General features: G+C 44.8%; 15 protein-coding genes, 2 pseudogenes and 3 riboswitches. Of the genes and pseudogenes, 12 read left to right on the top strand and 5 right to left on the bottom strand.

The genetic code is table 11. The features are described from left to right. Positions 1-66 precede the first annotated feature (66 nt). Complete coding sequence (locus ACMX2I_RS01755) at positions 67-573, bottom strand: YbhB/YbcL family Raf kinase inhibitor-like protein (RefSeq protein WP_333516364.1); 507 nt, start codon at positions 571-573, stop codon at positions 67-69. A gap of 131 nt (positions 574-704) precedes the next feature. Between ACMX2I_RS01755 and ACMX2I_RS01750 the strand changes: the two genes are divergently transcribed. From ACMX2I_RS01750 to ACMX2I_RS01700, 11 genes and pseudogenes are all read left to right on the top strand, one after another. Further along, positions 705-1,583: a LysR family transcriptional regulator gene (locus ACMX2I_RS01750; protein ID WP_414955989.1), complete on the top strand. Its 879-nt coding sequence runs from the start codon at positions 705-707 to the stop codon at positions 1,581-1,583. A 78-nt stretch (positions 1,584-1,661) separates the two neighbouring features. Beyond that, positions 1,662-2,135, top strand: coding sequence for a DUF1453 domain-containing protein (locus ACMX2I_RS01745; protein WP_289348751.1), 474 nt, complete (start codon positions 1,662-1,664; stop codon positions 2,133-2,135). A gap of 17 nt (positions 2,136-2,152) precedes the next feature. Continuing rightward, the gene (locus ACMX2I_RS01740; protein WP_414955988.1) at positions 2,153-3,391 is read left to right on the top strand and encodes a sensor histidine kinase; all 1,239 of its coding nucleotides are present in this window, start codon (positions 2,153-2,155) and stop codon (positions 3,389-3,391) included. Then, complete coding sequence (locus tag ACMX2I_RS01735; protein ID WP_414955987.1) at positions 3,357-4,013, top strand: response regulator; 657 nt, start codon at positions 3,357-3,359, stop codon at positions 4,011-4,013. Before ACMX2I_RS01740 ends, ACMX2I_RS01735 begins: the two co-directional genes overlap by 35 nt. 49 nt (positions 4,014-4,062) lie before the next feature. Further along, positions 4,063-5,295, top strand: coding sequence for a peptidase T (gene pepT, locus ACMX2I_RS01730; RefSeq protein WP_414955986.1), 1,233 nt, complete (start codon positions 4,063-4,065; stop codon positions 5,293-5,295). Positions 5,296-5,400: 105 nt separating this feature from the next. Continuing rightward, positions 5,401-5,526 carry a hypothetical protein gene (locus ACMX2I_RS01725; RefSeq protein WP_277986971.1) on the top strand — a complete coding sequence of 42 codons (126 nt, stop codon included), beginning with the start codon at positions 5,401-5,403 and terminating at the stop codon, positions 5,524-5,526. Between the two features lie 299 nt (positions 5,527-5,825). Beyond that, positions 5,826-6,082, top strand: a pseudogene (locus tag ACMX2I_RS01720) (hypothetical protein). A gap of 67 nt (positions 6,083-6,149) precedes the next feature. After that, complete coding sequence (locus tag ACMX2I_RS01715; RefSeq protein ID WP_414955985.1) at positions 6,150-7,391, top strand: glycosyltransferase; 1,242 nt, start codon at positions 6,150-6,152, stop codon at positions 7,389-7,391. A 44-nt stretch (positions 7,392-7,435) separates the two neighbouring features. Next, positions 7,436-7,534 (top strand): annotated as a pseudogene (locus ACMX2I_RS01710) (hypothetical protein); the annotation flags it as partial. A gap of 66 nt (positions 7,535-7,600) precedes the next feature. Then, a riboswitch (SAM riboswitch) is annotated at positions 7,601-7,707 on the top strand. Positions 7,708-7,791: 84 nt separating this feature from the next. Beyond that, on the top strand, positions 7,792-8,925 hold the full coding sequence (locus ACMX2I_RS01705) for a 5-methyltetrahydropteroyltriglutamate--homocysteine S-methyltransferase (protein ID WP_414955984.1): 1,134 nt from the start codon (positions 7,792-7,794) through the stop codon (positions 8,923-8,925). A 68-nt stretch (positions 8,926-8,993) separates the two neighbouring features. Further along, positions 8,994-9,100: riboswitch (SAM riboswitch) on the top strand. 77 nt (positions 9,101-9,177) lie between these two features. Beyond that, on the top strand, positions 9,178-10,314 hold the full coding sequence (locus ACMX2I_RS01700) for a 5-methyltetrahydropteroyltriglutamate--homocysteine S-methyltransferase (RefSeq protein ID WP_414955983.1): 1,137 nt from the start codon (positions 9,178-9,180) through the stop codon (positions 10,312-10,314). Positions 10,315-10,364: 50 nt separating this feature from the next. Here ACMX2I_RS01700 and ACMX2I_RS01695 read toward each other — a convergent pair whose 3' ends face one another. The 3 genes from ACMX2I_RS01695 to ACMX2I_RS01685 all read right to left on the bottom strand — a co-directional run bounded on the left by ACMX2I_RS01695 (position 10,365) and on the right by ACMX2I_RS01685 (position 12,709). Next, the gene (locus tag ACMX2I_RS01695) at positions 10,365-11,021 is read right to left on the bottom strand and encodes a CoA transferase subunit B (RefSeq protein ID WP_414955982.1); all 657 of its coding nucleotides are present in this window, start codon (positions 11,019-11,021) and stop codon (positions 10,365-10,367) included. Beyond that, positions 11,018-11,734, bottom strand: coding sequence for a CoA transferase subunit A (locus tag ACMX2I_RS01690; protein WP_414955981.1), 717 nt, complete (start codon positions 11,732-11,734; stop codon positions 11,018-11,020). Before ACMX2I_RS01690 ends, ACMX2I_RS01695 begins: the two co-directional genes overlap by 4 nt. Before the next feature lie 222 nt (positions 11,735-11,956). Beyond that, positions 11,957-12,709: a (S)-benzoin forming benzil reductase gene (locus ACMX2I_RS01685; RefSeq protein WP_414955980.1), complete on the bottom strand. Its 753-nt coding sequence runs from the start codon at positions 12,707-12,709 to the stop codon at positions 11,957-11,959. A gap of 152 nt (positions 12,710-12,861) precedes the next feature. Then, positions 12,862-12,963: riboswitch (purine riboswitch) on the top strand. 127 nt (positions 12,964-13,090) lie between these two features. On the opposite strand from ACMX2I_RS01685, the gene ACMX2I_RS01680 reads away from it, so the two are divergent. After that, the gene (locus ACMX2I_RS01680; RefSeq protein ID WP_202327847.1) at positions 13,091-14,284 is read left to right on the top strand and encodes a NupC/NupG family nucleoside CNT transporter; all 1,194 of its coding nucleotides are present in this window, start codon (positions 13,091-13,093) and stop codon (positions 14,282-14,284) included. Between the two features lie 20 nt (positions 14,285-14,304). Here ACMX2I_RS01680 and ACMX2I_RS01675 read toward each other — a convergent pair whose 3' ends face one another. Then, positions 14,305-15,672, bottom strand: a complete 1,368-nt coding sequence (locus ACMX2I_RS01675; protein WP_414955979.1) for an MATE family efflux transporter — start codon at positions 15,670-15,672, stop codon at positions 14,305-14,307. Between the last annotated feature and the right edge of the window lies 1 nt (position 15,673).

The raw sequence follows: 15,673 nt of genomic DNA, 5'->3' as shown, positions 1-15,673 counted from the left end.
AGAAGCTTTCTACATCCATTTTCAAGAAGTTTAATTGTTTATTAACCGTTTCTTCATATTTTCTTCTTAAACCCTTGCCAGTAATTCAATAGAGGTCTCATCGAGAATGCGCCCCTTCATTTCTTGATAGAGCTGATTCATATAAAAGCCCTGCTGAAGATTCAGCTCTGTGTCTAAAGCATAAACTGTCAGCGCGTAAGCATGATCCTTGTCAGGCGGTGTCGGTCCGCAATACTGGTGAATCACCTTTGGATTGCTGCTTCCCGCAAGCGGTGAAGCGAAGCTATTTTGCCCTTGTATCATCAAGTCCTGTCTTTCCTCGCTCGCATGTTCAGGAAGCTCTCCGATGCGCGCCGGAATGTTAGCCGCTGTCCAGTGAATCCAGCTGAACCCGCATACGGGAATGGCGTCATGATCAATGAAAGTAAGCGCGAGCGTCTTTGCGCCGGGTGGGACGTCCTCAAAACGAATCGGAAAGGATACAAATGGATTCCCTTCTCTTTTATATTTTTCATCAGTGTATTTTGAAAACTTGTCATGTAAATACGGATTTGCTTCTACGTATATGTTCATATATGAATCCCTCTCTCTATTTTCTCGTTCTATAGGTATACTAAACGAATGGATGTATAATCAGTGATAAGCAAATGCGCATGTTCACTTAACAATTTGTTATTGATTACTTGCAGTGAAGGAGATAGGTTATGGATTTAAAATGGCTGCAAACCTTTATTGTCGCAGCGGCATCAGAGAACTTCAGGGAAACGGCTGAGCGTCTTTACCTCACCCAGCCGGCTGTTTCTCAACATATAAGAAAATTGGAAAATGAACTGGACATGCGGCTGTTTTTGCATCGCGGGAGACGCGTCGTCCTGACTGACGAAGGCAGGCTGTTTTTGCCTTATGCCAAAGAAATGATCAATGTATACCAAGCCGGAAAGCAAAAAGTCAGCCAATGGAAGCAGGGATACAGCCGTTCACTTACACTGGCCGTCCATCCCTACATTGCATCCTATATCTTGCCTCGCTTTCTCCCGGCTTATATCCAAAAACATCCGCATGTTGAACTTTCAACTCATGTGGCTGGATCTGATGAGATCAAAAAAGCGGTGGAACAAAATGAAGCGGATATTGGTTTGTCGCGGAAAGATCCGAACTCAAACACACTCTATTATCAGCACATATGCGAAGGCACGCTGTGTCTTGCGGCCCCATTCCAGGAAAACAGGCCTGCTGATGCTGCTTCTGTCTTCAGCCATTATCGGCTTCTCACGCATGATCACCCTTCATATGGGGATACCTTTTTACATAACATCCGTTCACATTACCCTCACCTTCAAACGATGGCTGCCGGGCAGACTGATACGGCTGTCCATATGATAAAAGCGGGAATGGGAGCGTCTTTTCTCCCCGCCTACATCATCAAGCAGGAAGAAGCGGAAAAAAAGCTGATGGCTGTAAGTACGCCCCCGCATCTTGAATTGCCGGCGTCCCAGACGTTTATGATGTGGAAAAGAAACAATGAGGACATTCAGCACTTTCACGCCATGTTACATGACTTTATGCGGCGCGAACAAGTATAGCAGCTGAAAAATCAATCTGCCGGTTGACGTTTTCTTTTCCAATATTCGCTATGCTTAATGCAGAAAGGATTTGATGACATGGCGATGAGCCCCTATATGTTGATTGGATTTATTTTTATTATTTTATCGATGTATCGAGAACGAACGGTAAAGCCTGGGAAATTGCTGATCATTCCGCTGCTGCTCTTATGGGGTATATCTGCCTCATTTCAGCCGGTATATTTTCATTCTATTTTACACGTGGTGATCAGCGGCATTTTATTACTAGTCGGGCTGGCCTGCGGGTTTGGCATCGGGAAGATGGTAACCGTGCGGGTTCACCCTGAAACTGGAAAGGTCACTTCACGAGGCTCCCTTGGAAGTGTTATTCTCATTCTAGTGATACTTTCTTTGCGCATGGCCGCGAGAACATGGCTGCCTGAGAGCAACGAGATGTTTATGGCTATTATTCATTCTATGTTCTTCATTCCCCTCGGCACCATCACAGCCCGTAACGTCATGCTTTATAAAGCATACAGACGGCTGACCGCTGGCAAAGTATCGATTCAATAACTGAAAGAAGGACCAGCATGAACCGACAATCTCCGGCCCGGCACTACAAGAAGCTTGTGCCGAGCCTTATTCTCATTTTGAATGGCATACAATTTTTATCTCACCCATCCAAAGCCGATCCCATTTTGTTAGCGTTTGTGTTTGCGGTGTATCTAGCATTCATTTGGGTCATTCCCTTTGTGGCATCTGCTGCTGTCAATTTGGTCATATTCACCGGACTTTGGCTCCTGACCGTTTTTCTTTGGGCTGTTTCCGGCCAAGAGCAGGGAGCCGCCTATTTTTTGATCGTGTTTTTAATGGTTTATGCGGCCTTTAGGCTCTCTTCACGGCTTTCCTTGATTTTTACAGCGTGTTTGATTGGAGGCAACATATTATTGCTATCCACACATGGGGGAGACTTGGATACCATTATAGGCAACATCTCGATCATGATCGGACTGTACGTTTTCTTCTCCTCCATGCGTTTCAGAAGAGAAGCGAGAAAAGAGGCTGAACGGAATCATACCCAACTAGCCAAAATGCACCTGCAGCTGGAGCAGGCGCATGAAGAACTCCAGAAAGCGCATACAGAACTGCAAGAGGCTTCTGTTCTCTCTTTAAGGTACGCGGTCCTTGAGGAGCGTACTAGAATTGCCCGGGACATCCATGACAGCATCGGCCATGAATTGACTTCTGTGATTGTACAGCTTCAATCTCTTCCCTATATCCTGAAAAGCAGCAAGGAGAATTCAGAAAAGGTCATCCAAAATGTACTGAGTGTCGCCAGAGAATGCCTTCAAGAAGTACGGTCTGTCGTTCATCAAATGGGCCGAAGTGAATCAATGGTCGGTCTTACCGCTTTGCGGGGGCTTATCCATCAAGTGGAGGAACGGAGCGGCTTGCACGTCTCTTTAGACACCGCCGGCCTTTCAGGAGAGTCTTGGCCTCAAAACGTAAGCGAGACGATCTACCGCATCTTGCAGGAAGCGCTGACCAATACCATTCGTCACGCTCACGCTTCCCAAGCCGCGGCTGTCATTTCTAACGACGAGACCCATCTCTATGTCACAATAAGCGATGACGGCCAATTCACAGGCCATCTTACTTATGGTTTTGGGCTGACAGGAATGAAAGAGCGCGCTGAAAAAGCAGGCGGTTCCCTATCTCTCAGCGCCATACAGCCGAGCGGCCTCAAAATCGAGCTGGCATTGCCGCTTACGACAACGAACAAGGAGCAAAAAGATGAACAAAGACAAAATACGCGTTGCACTAGCTGATGATCAGCCGCTTGTGCGTGAAGGGCTCCGCTATGTCATCAACGCACAGCCGGATATGACGGTTTCCGGTGAGGCCGGCGACGGTCATGGCATGATTGCACTGGCAAAGGAAACAAAACCCGACATCATCCTCATGGATGTCCAAATGCCGCATTGCTCAGGCATTGAAGCGGCGAAAGACATTATGTCCGCACTGCCAGAGACAAAGATTGTCATTTTAACTACCTTTGATACAGAGGAATATGTCTTTGAAGGCATCCGCGCGGGCGCTGTCGGCTATCTGCTGAAGGATACAATTCCAGAAGAACTGATAGACGCCATCCGAGCTGCTGCCAGAGGTGAAGCTATTTTTCGCACAGCCACAGCCGCGAAAATCATCAGTGAAACATTTCGCGCGAAGCAACAGACACAAGCTGATAAACTGGCAGAATCGTTTACCAAAAGAGAGCTCGAGGTTCTTCAGCAAATGGCCTACGGATTGAGAAATGAAGAGATTGCTGAAAAGCTATTCGTCAGTGAAAGCACTGTGAAAACCCACGTGCACCGCATCCTGCAAAAATGCAACGCCCAAGACCGGACACAGGCAGTCGTGTTTGCCATCCGTAACGGTATTGTGCAATAGAAATCTCTCGTCCCGCCATGATAAGATAAGACAAAGGAGATGATTGGAAATGAAAGAAGAAATCATTGAACGGTTTACTACATACGTAAAAGTCGACACGCAGTCTGATGAATCCGTCGACACCTGCCCTTCCACACCCGGCCAATTGACGTTAGGAAACATGCTTGTTGATGAATTGAAATCTATCGGCATGCAGGATGCAGCGATTGACGAAAACGGTTATGTGATGGCGACTCTTCCCTCCAATACTGAAAAAGACGTGCCGACAATCGGCTTTCTCGCTCACGTCGACACCGCTACAGACTTTACCGGCAAAAATGTGAATCCGCAAATCGTTGAAAGCTACGATGGAAAAGACATCGTTCTCAATGAAAAACCGCAGGTCATCCTGTCACCTGATCAATACCCTGAGCTATCTGGCTATAAGGGCCACACACTCATCACCACTGACGGCACAACCCTGCTCGGCGCAGACAATAAAGCCGGGATTGCCGAAATCATGACAGCCATGGATTACCTCATCAAACACCCTGAAATCAAGCACGGCACCATCAGAGTCGCGTTTACGCCTGATGAAGAAATCGGAAGAGGACCGCACAAGTTTGATGTGAAACGGTTCAATGCGTCCTTTGCCTATACAGTTGACGGCGGCCCGCTTGGCGAACTTGAGTACGAAAGCTTCAATGCCGCGGCCGCAAAAATCACAGTCAAAGGCAACAACGTACATCCCGGCACGGCAAAAGGAAAAATGATCAATTCCGCCAAAATCGCGATGAAGCTGAACAGCCTGCTGCCGGCAGATGAAGCGCCTGAATATACAGAAGGCTACGAAGGCTTCTACCACCTGCTGTCAATTCAAGGAGATGTAGAGGAAACAAAGCTTCACTACATTATCAGAGACTTTGACAAAGAGAAATTCCAAAGCAGAAAAGCAACGATGAAGCGTGTCGTTGAGGAACTTCAAAACGAATATGGGCAAGACCGGGTTCACCTTGATATGAACGATCAATACTACAACATGAGAGAGAAAATCGAACCTGTCATCGAAATCGTAAACATCGCCAAGCAAGCGATGGAAAACCTCGGCATCGAACCGAAGATTTCCCCAATCCGCGGGGGCACGGACGGTTCCCAGCTGTCCTACATGGGGCTTCCGACGCCAAACATCTTTACAGGCGGCGAAAACTTCCACGGTAAATTCGAATACATTTCAGCGGATAACATGGTTAAAGCCGTAAACGTCATCGTTGAGATTGCAAAGCAGTTTGAAGAACAAGCATAATGCCAAAAGCCAGTCTAAAAAAAGGACTGGTTTTTTTACGTGAAAATGAAACATTTTTCATACGTCCTCCGTAAAACAAGTATCAACGGATGAGGGGGAAAAACAATGACAAAACATGCAATCGCTGCAAAAAGTTTATTGAAAAAATGGATCATGACCCGGCCGCTTAACACACAAAAGAAATCAAGCGCATTTCAAAAGATTAGAAAAATGTTCAAACGCTTCTTCTGATCAGTCATCCAAATCCTCAAAACCACAATCTGCATACCCTCGTACCGCCCAAATGCTCCGTGATTTGGGTTTTTTGTGTTTAATTAAGATAAATAGGGTATACATCAAACAAGCAAGAAAAAAACATCCAAAAATAGGTATTTGTAATCACATAATTTTAGGTTAAAAGTTATATAAAGGAATTTATTTTCTCGTCGATAGTAACTATAGAACTAAACATCAACTAGAACATTCACCGTGATTCAAGACTATTTTCAGGTCATCAGGTTAAACTGTTTTAGAGGGGCAGTTATTTATTTTTGATTGATTTAGAATTTTTTGAATACTTTTTGACAATTTATCCGTACAATAGAGATACCAAAACTTTTTTTGGGAGGTATGTAAAATGATCCTATTTATTATCATCGCATTATGCGGCTATCTTCTTTTTTCTTTCAGCAAGGACAATCGCCGCAAACCGCAAAAGACAAACCCTCTGCCAGCAGCCGCACCTCATCATAACAACCTAATCGACCTTGACGCCATCCGCCAAAAACGCCGGATGCATCTTTCCTAAAACGATATTTCAAACGAAAAGGCTGCTGAACAACGCAGCCTTTTTTCATTTCATGAACAGAGAAAGGATGTCTGTCATTAAAACGCTAATATTTGCGCCAGAAACTTTCAATTTGGCTGAAACAACCCGAGCCATTGAAACCGCTAAACATTGCAGAAATCAATTCCATTGTATTTTTATGGGGTACTCTACAACATATTCGTACCTCATTGAAGAAGCCGGTTTTACATTTCACCTGTTATCGCCACATTTAACAGATGCTCAAATTGAACTCATCATGAAAGCCGATCAAATGAAAACGGTCAAAAATCCTTTCACCTTTAAAATGGTGAAGCAGAGAGTTGAAAGTGAAATTGAACTCATTTCTCTATATAAACCTGCCGCCATCGTGATTGGAACGACGTTAAGCTTATTTATCTCAGCAAGAGCTTGTGATGTAAAACTCGTTTATATAAAGCCTTTCGCATACACAAGAACCCATCTTTCATACGGCAATGTAAAGTTGCCTGGTTTTTTAAGTCGCTTATCAAAATTAATGCCAGAGAAGAGGCTTTTATCGATTTACCGAAATATGATTTTACATATGCGCTACATCCCCCGTTCATTTTCCAAAGTTAGTGCGATGTACAACGTTCAATTCCCAAAATACACGATAGATATGTTAGACGCTGATTATAACTTGATTACAAACATCTCTGAAATCACAGGCGTCAGCAGATTACCGAAAAACGATCGATACGTTGGCCCCATTTTCGCTAAACTGGACACAGAAATACCGCACGAACTCACTCGTTTGAATCGAGATAAACCTCTTATCTATTTTGCAATGGGAAGTTCAGGCGGAAAACAGCTGGTGTCTACTATCCTTCATATTCTTGGCAAATTAAATGTAACAGTGATTTGCCCTATGAAAAAACTGTTAGGAGATAGTGTAAGAGAATATCAGAACAATCCACATATTCACATTTGTGATTTATTGCCTGCACATGAAGTTTCTAAAATCGTGGATTTATCTATTATTCATGGCGGTGAAGGGACTGTACAAACCGCTTGCCTATCTGGAAAACCGTTTATTGGCATTGGTTTGCAGGCTGAACAAGAAGCAAATATTGATGATTGCTTGACGTTCGGAAATGCATTGAAGCTACACAAAAATAAAGTAAATAAAAGAAATATAGAACAAACCCTTCATTTGTTATTAAACAACAAAAGTTATCAGGAAAGTGCCGCTGCCATGGAACAATTATTACGCGGAAAAAACGGTGCAAAAAAATCAGCAGAATTTCTGATCACTAGATTTGGAACTTGAAAACCCTTGCCCCCAGTCCGTGATCAGGCAAATTCAAAAGTAGGCTTCAGATTGCAAACGAGGAAGATGTGCTGCTTTGCACGGCCATCGCTATCGTGTTGGATATGGTCTTATATGACGATGAAGATGAGAGTCTTTTCTAAAAAAGTGTTGACAATTGATTCAAAAGTAATAATATTAAGATAATTAAAATGTAAATATGAAGATGTACCTTATCAAGAGAGGTGGAGGGACTGGCCCTGTGATACCCGGCAACCGCTGTTTCAAACAGAATGGTGCTAAATCCTTAAGAACATTGCGTTCTTGCAGATGAGGCGGAGATTTGATCATTCAAGCTCTTCCTTACTCAAAGGAAGAGCTTTTTTCATGCTTACCATATTTCAGAAAAGAGGCGAATGACATGGCTCAACAAACAAATGTTGCAGGACAAAAATCAGAAAAACAAAACAAAGCTCCTTTCCGCGCCGATCATGTCGGCAGTTTACTGCGTTCTGCTCCGGTGAAAGAAGCCCGCAAGAAAAAAGCGTCCGGCGAGATCACAGCTGAACAGCTTCGTGAGATTGAAAACAAGGAAATCACTCGCATTGTCAAAAAACAAAAAGAAATCGGTCTCGACGTGGTAACAGACGGTGAATTCCGCCGTTCTTGGTGGCATTATGATTTTCTCGAAGGGCTTGACGGTGTGGAACCGTTCATTCCCGCTGAAGGGATTCAGTTCCATAACGTAAAAACAAAAGCACGCAGCATCAAAGTGACAGGAAAACTCGATTTTACGAACCACCCAGCGCTTGCTGATTATCAATTTTTACATGAGATTGCCGGCGACGCGACACCTAAATTGACGATTCCGAGCCCGAATATGCTGTTTTTCGGTGAAAAGGCCGATAAAGGAATTTATGACGATCAAGAGGAATACTTTCATGATCTGGCCCAAGCGTACAAAAAAGCAATCAACGCCTTCTATGACGCTGGATGCCGCTATCTTCAGCTAGATGATACGTCATGGTCTCTCTTCTTTGAGGAAAAAGGCAGAGAGGTCGTTAGGGCACTCGGCGGCGACCCTGACACATTGCCCGCCTTATTTGCCAAAACGATTAACGATGCAGTCGCGGACCGCCCTGATGATTTAACAATCACGATGCACATTTGCCGCGGCAACTTCAAGTCGACTTGGGCGGCATCAGGAGGCTATGACGCTGTAGCGGAAACGATTTTGGACGGCTTAAACTTGGACGGCCTGTTCTTGGAATATGATGATGACCGCTCCGGAAATTTTGATCCGCTCCGTTTCGTGAAACGCAAGGATCTGCAAATTGTGCTTGGCTTAATTACATCAAAATACGGCGAGCTGGAAAACCCTGAGGATGTGAAACGCCGAATCAATGAAGCGGCGCGCTTTGTCAGCCTTGACCAGCTTTGCCTCAGCCCGCAGTGCGGTTTCGCCTCTACAGAAGAAGGAAATCTTTTGACAGAGGAGCAGCAATGGGCGAAGCTGCGCCACGTCATCGACATCGCCAACGATGTGTGGAGATAATCTATCATTGACAGAAATATAAAATGTGTGAATAATAGATACTATCAGAAAATTTCATAAAAAGGTTTTCCTTATCAAGAGAGGTGGAGGGACTGGCCCTGCGATACCCGGCAACCGCTGTTTAACAGAATGGTGCTAAATCCTTTAGAGCATTGATTGCTCTTGAAGATAAGGTTGAGATTGTCACGCAAGCTCTTCCTTATCCAAAGGAAGAGCTTTTTTATATTTGAATGGAAAGAAGGAATGAACAACATGCCACAACAAACAACACCCGCAGAACAAAAATCACTTCAAAGACAAAAACCGCCATTTCGCGCGGATCAAGTCGGAAGCCTGCTGAGGTCTGAGCCCGTCAAAAAATCGCGGCTGCAAAAAGCCGCCGGCGAGATTACGGCTGAACAGCTTCGCCAGATCGAAAACGATGAAATTATCCGCATTGTGGAAAAACAGAAGGAAACCGGCCTGAACGTCGTGACAGACGGCGAATTCCGCAGAGCGTGGTGGCATTTTGATTTTCTGGAAAACTTGGATGGGGTTGAGCCGTTTATTCCTGAGCACGGCATTCAATTTCATAACGTACAGACAAAAGCACGCGGCATTAAAGTCACAGGTGATATCGACTTTTCAACTCACCCATTGCTTGAAGATTATTCATTTCTCCATAGCATTGCAGGTGACGCGACGCCGAAGATGACGATCCCAAGCCCGAATATGCTGTTTTTCCGCGGAAAGCTTGAAAAGGATGCGTACAAAAACGACTATCAGCTTTTCCAGCATGATGTATCCAAAGCATATAAAAAAGCGATTCAAGCGTTTTATGACAGAGGCTGCCGCTACCTCCAGCTTGATGATACGGCATGGGCTGTTTTCTTATCTGAAAAAGGCTTAAAACAAATCGAAGCATTCGGAACAACGCCAGACGAGCTTCGCCAGCTGTTTGCGAAATCCATTAACGACGCGATTGCGGATCGTCCGGATGACCTGACGGTGACCATGCACATTTGCCGCGGCAACTTCCAATCCACTTGGACAGCTGAAGGCGGCTATGACGCGGCAGCCGAAACCATTTTTGACGGTTTGAATCTGGACGGGCTGTTCTTGGAATACGATGATTCACGCTCAGGCGGATTTGAACCGCTCCGTTATGTGAAGCGCTCTGACCTTCAGCTTGTCCTTGGCTTAGTGACCTCTAAATTCGGCGAGCTTGAACATCCGGACGCTGTGAAACGCCGTATCGAAGAAGCGTCCCGTTATGTGAGCTTAGACCAGCTTTGCCTCAGCCCTCAATGCGGATTCGCTTCCACTGAAGAAGGCAACAAGCTGACTGAAGAACAGCAATGGGCGAAGCTGCGCCATGTGGTTGAGATCGCTAATGATGTTTGGAAATAAGCAAAGAAAAACACACCTGTTCCCTGGCGGAGCAAGTGTGTTTTTTCATATCAAGCTTTTGATTTGAGCACAGACTGGCTGACAGCGAAATCGGCTTCTGTTTTTTCATAAACCTCTTCCATTGTGACACCTTCCTGAAGTTCAGTCAGTGTCATGCGGCCGTTATCAAAATCAAACACAGCCAAATCTGTAATCAGCCTGTGAACAACTTTCTGCCCCGTGAGCGGAAGAGAGCATGTCTTTTTCACCTTTGGCTCGCCATGTTTATTGACATGCTCCATGATGACAACGATCCGTTTCGCGCCGTTGACGAGATCCATGGCGCCTCCCATCCCTTTGACCATTTTGCCGGGGATCATCCAATTGGCCAAATCGCCTTGCTCTGAAACCTCCATCCCGCCAAGGATTGCCAAATCGATATGACCGCCTCTTATCATCGCGAATGACTCGGCACTGTCAAAATAGGAAGCGCCCGTCACTTCAGTGATCGTTTCCTTTCCCGCATTGATCAAATCCGCGTCTTCCGTTCCTTCCGCAGGATACGGGCCGATCCCGAGCAAGCCGTTTTCTGACTGAAGCATGACGTGAACGCCATCGGGTATCTCATTTGCGACAAGCGTTGGCATTCCAATCCCAAGGTTGACGTTCATGCCATCCTTGATTTCTTGTACAGCCCGTTTGACCAATCGTTGTCTCGCTTCCTTCATTTCGCCTCACCCTTTCCCGCCGCTTGTCGGACTGTCCGCTTTTCAATCCGTTTTTCATGGCTCGCGCCAAGCACCACATGCTGTACGTATATGCCCGGCGTATGGATGTGATCTGGATCGAGCTCTCCCGCTTCCACGATGTTTTCCGCCTCGGCAATCGTGATCTTGCCTGCCATAGCGGCAACAGGATTGAAATTTCTCGCCGTTTTCCGAAAAACCAAATTTCCCATGGTGTCCGCTTTCCACGCTTTAACAATCGCTACGTCGCCGGTAATGCCTCGCTCCAGCACATACGTCCGGCCGCCGAACGTTTTATGTTCTTTACCCTCTGCTATTGAAGTGCCAACGCCAGTCGCCGTATAAAATCCCGGTATGCCCGCGCCGCCTGCACGAATCCTCTCAGCCAGTGTTCCTTGAGGAACAAGCTCGACCTCAAGCTCTCCGCTTAAAAACTGCCGCTCAAAAATTTTATTTTCACCGACATAGGATGAGATCATTTTCTTGATTTGCCTGTTAGCCAAAAGCAAACCAAGACCCCAGTCATCAACTCCGCAATTGTTGCTGACAACGGTTAAATCCTTGACTCCCTGATCTCTTATCGCCAAAATGAGCTGTTCCGGAATGCCGCACAGCCCGAATCCTCCTGCGATCAGCGTATCTCTATCACGAATCAATGCCGCAGCTTCCTTACTTGATGCCAGCACTTTCCCCATATTCATGCCCCTTTCGTTTTCTCCATCATCCTTACGAACGAAAGCGTTTACAACCATCTCGGTTGTTTTCTTCCCCTTTCCATATGTACGGGGAGCGGAGGCCAACTATTCCGATTAAAAAGGAAAGCTCTTTTTTCGGAGCTTTCCTCTGCCTAATAGGATATCGACATCAACCGTTTCTCTATTTTGCTTCATGGAGTTTCCCTCCCCTGTATACAACCATTATTCATAAATGGGAAATAGATGTTCAACGATTGCTTGTTCTCCAAATTCATCATGAGTCAGAAATTGAATTAACGCGTCTGCCGTTTCTTCAGGAGACTGTAATTTCCCTGTTTTCTTTAACTGAATGAATTCATCAACATAAGGAAAATCTTCTTTGCGGACCGAGCGGATTTCGGTTTGCAGCTGTGTATCAATCACTCCGGGATAAACCGCTGCGATTTTCACTGGATTCTGCTGATTCTCCTGTTCCAATTTGATGCTTTTCGTAAATGAATCCAAACCAGCTTTTGACGTGCTGTAGCAGCTTTGTGAGGGCAATACATATTTGGCTGAGGCTGACGAGATATTCATGATTCGCTTATCCGTATCGATGAGCTTTGTGTGCTTCACAAATTGGGAGGTCATGACCATCGGAGCCATTAAATTCACTTGCATATGTTGGACCATGTCTTCCGCTTTATTGTGTTCAATCGGCCCCACAGGCGATAGCACGCCGGCATTATTGATCAAATAAATGCCTTCCGGATGCGGATCATGATTGATGTCTGCAAATAAGTCCTGAAAAAGCGCTTCAATCTTGTGGTTCTCTCTGAGGTCGAAGGAGTAATATCGCAATTGGGGATCTTGGTTAATCAGGCTTTGATTCGCCCGTCTTGACATACAGTACAGCCGATGGTTAGAATGGATGAGCTTTTTGCCTAATGCTTCGCCAATTCCTTTTGACGCGCCCGTAATAATGATATGCTTCATTTTTCCCCTCCTGATTTCCTAAACATCATTTCAACATAGCAATCCAGCGTGTTAAGCCTTTATTTCCTCAAATTCAAAATATAAATTTTATTATTGTGAAAATAGTTAAAAAGGTTGATTTTCAAAAAGTGAAAGGATAAAATACTGCTATCAACCTAGAAATTAGACATTCTTGTATATGATCAGTAATATGGTCTGATTGTTTCTACCTAGTAACCGTAAAAAACTAGACTACAAGAAAGTTTGAATAAATTTGAACGAGTTGAAAAGGACATGTTCTTTTCTGTTTGCTCTTATTTTTCACACTTTCTGCATTTCCAGAATTTGTGAAGAATAAGAGCTTTTTTTGTTTCCAAAATAAACCTCATAGGAGTTGCTATCATGTACTTTTTATTAAACCTTGTCGGTCTCATTGTGATTATGGCAGTTGTATTCCTATGTTCTCCGCAGAAAAAGAAAATCAAGTGGCGCCCGATCATTACGTTAATTGTTCTGGAATTGCTGATTACTTGGTTTATGCTGGGAACAAAAATCGGGAGCTGGACCATCGGTAAAATTGGTGATTTCTTCACTTGGCTGATTGCTTGCGCCAGTGATGGTATCGCGTTTGCCTTCCCGTCAGTGATGGCGAATGAAACAGTAGATTTTTTCTTTAGTGCGCTTCTTCCAATTATCTTTATCGTCACATTCTTTGATATTTTAACCTATTTTGGAATTTTGCCTTGGATGATTGATAAAATCGGCTGGTTGATTTCAAAGGCTTCCCGCTTGCCGAAATTAGAGAGCTTTTTCTCTATTCAAATGATGTTCCTGGGAAATACTGAAGCACTTGCGGTCATCCGCCAGCAGCTTACGGTATTAAACAACAACCGCCTGCTCACGTTCGGCTTGATGAGCATGAGCAGCATCAGCGGCTCCATTATTGGATCTTATCTGTCAATGGTGCCGGCGACATACGTGTTTACAGCGATTCCGTTGAACTGCTTAAACGCACTGATAATCGCAAACCTGCTGAATCCTGTTCACGTGCCGGAGGATGAAGATATCATCTATACGCCACCTAAAGAAGAGAAGAAAGACTTTTTCTCTACAATTTCTAACAGTATGCTTGTCGGCATGAACATGGTTATCGTTATTTTAGCAATGGTGATCGGATATGTCGCGTTAACGTCAGCAGTCAATGGCATTCTTGGCGTTTTCGTCCACGGCCTGACCATCCAGACAATCTTCGCTTATCTCTTCAGTCCGTTCGCATTCCTGCTTGGGCTGCCGGTACACGATGCGATGTATGTCGCTCAGCTGATGGGAATGAAATTGGCAACGAACGAGTTTGTTGCGATGCTTGACTTGAAAGAAAATCTCACATCACTTCCGCCTCACACCGTTGCGGTGGCGACGACCTTCCTGACGTCATTTGCCAACTTCAGTACCGTCGGCATGATCTACGGCACGTACAACTCGATCCTTGACGGAGAAAAGTCAACGGTCATCGGAAAAAACGTGTGGAAATTGCTCGTCAGCGGAATTGCGGTATCTTTACTAAGTGCTGCGATTGTCGGCCTGTTTGTGTGGTAATGACGAAAGCCCAAAACCATTTATAGCGGTTTTGGGCTTTTTGTTTTGCTGTCAAATGAGGGCGGCTGATCTTCAGATGCAAACCCGAGTTTTTTGGTGAGGCGGGGAAGATACATCATTAAAAATACAGAGCGCGCTAAACTGAAGATGATAAAGGAACACCACAGTCCATGATTTTGAAATACGCCTGTCAGCGCAAAATATGCAGCCATAAAGGCGGCGGCAGCGTACACCATAGATTGACGGACATATCCGGTTTCCGTTGCACCAGTAAAAACTCCATAAAAAATGACGCCGAAGCCTGCACAAAGCGAATACAAAATGAGCCACTCGTGATACATGTGTATTGTTCCCAGAACCTCTTCAATCTTGGTGAAGAGCGGGTATAAGTACATTTTCCCCGCAAAAATGACAACTGCTGATGCAGCTGAAGCAATGATTGCCCATTGATAGGTAAGTTTGATTACCGATTGAAACAGCTGTTTATTCTTTTGACCAATCGATTTCCCCGTTACGATGCTCGATGCATTCGCAAATCCATCATAAAAGTATGCAATGAGGTAATGTACTTGAAGAAGGACGGCATTCGCGGCCAGTGTTTCAGTTCCATAAGAAGCACCTTTGGCCGTAAATACATTGAATACAACAAGAAGACAAATCGTTCGTAAAAACAAATCCCGGTTGACTAGGAGCATTTTTTTCATACTCTTTGCATCAAAAATCTGATCCATTTTTTCTTTAACAGCTTTCAAAATACTGATATGAAAATGCCGTTTTACAACCCACAATCCTGCTAAAACAGCGTATATTTCCGCGGTTAACGAGGCAGCTGCAACACCACTGACATGAAAGTCAAATCCTTGGACAAATAATAGGTCGAGCAAAATATTCAGGATATTGGCAGAAAACTGTATCCATATCACAGCTTTAATGCGGGACATTCCCATCAGCCATCCTAAAAGCGCGTAGCTCATCAGGACGAAAGGCGCCCCCCAAACTCTAATCAAAAAATACTGTGCGCCAAGTTCGTTTACCTTGGGATCAGCCCCTATTATATACAAAGCCGATTGAAGCAGCGGCTGTTGAAAAACAATCAGCAAAAATCCTACAATACCCGCAAGCAGGAGCGGCCGCAATAAGACCAGCAGGCTCTTTTGTAAGCTGTCCGCTCCGAGCGATTGCGCGGCAAAACCGGAAGTGCTGACACGCAGAAATCCAAATAACCAGTACATGGTATTAAAAATCAGCGTCCCAACAGCTACACCCCCTAAGTAGGAGGCATCTGACAGATGCCCCACAACCGCCGTATCTGCAACTCCTAAAAGCGGTGTCGTAATGGCTGAAAAAATGAGCGGAATAGCTAGTGAAAGATAAGCTTTATGGTTCAAT

The sequence above is a fragment of the Bacillus sp. SW14 genome (genome assembly GCF_047608225.1).
Lineage (GTDB): Bacteria > Bacillota > Bacilli > Bacillales > Bacillaceae > Bacillus > Bacillus subtilis_G.
Note: the sequence above shows the minus strand (reverse complement) of the source record. Positions and strands in the feature narration are given on the sequence as shown.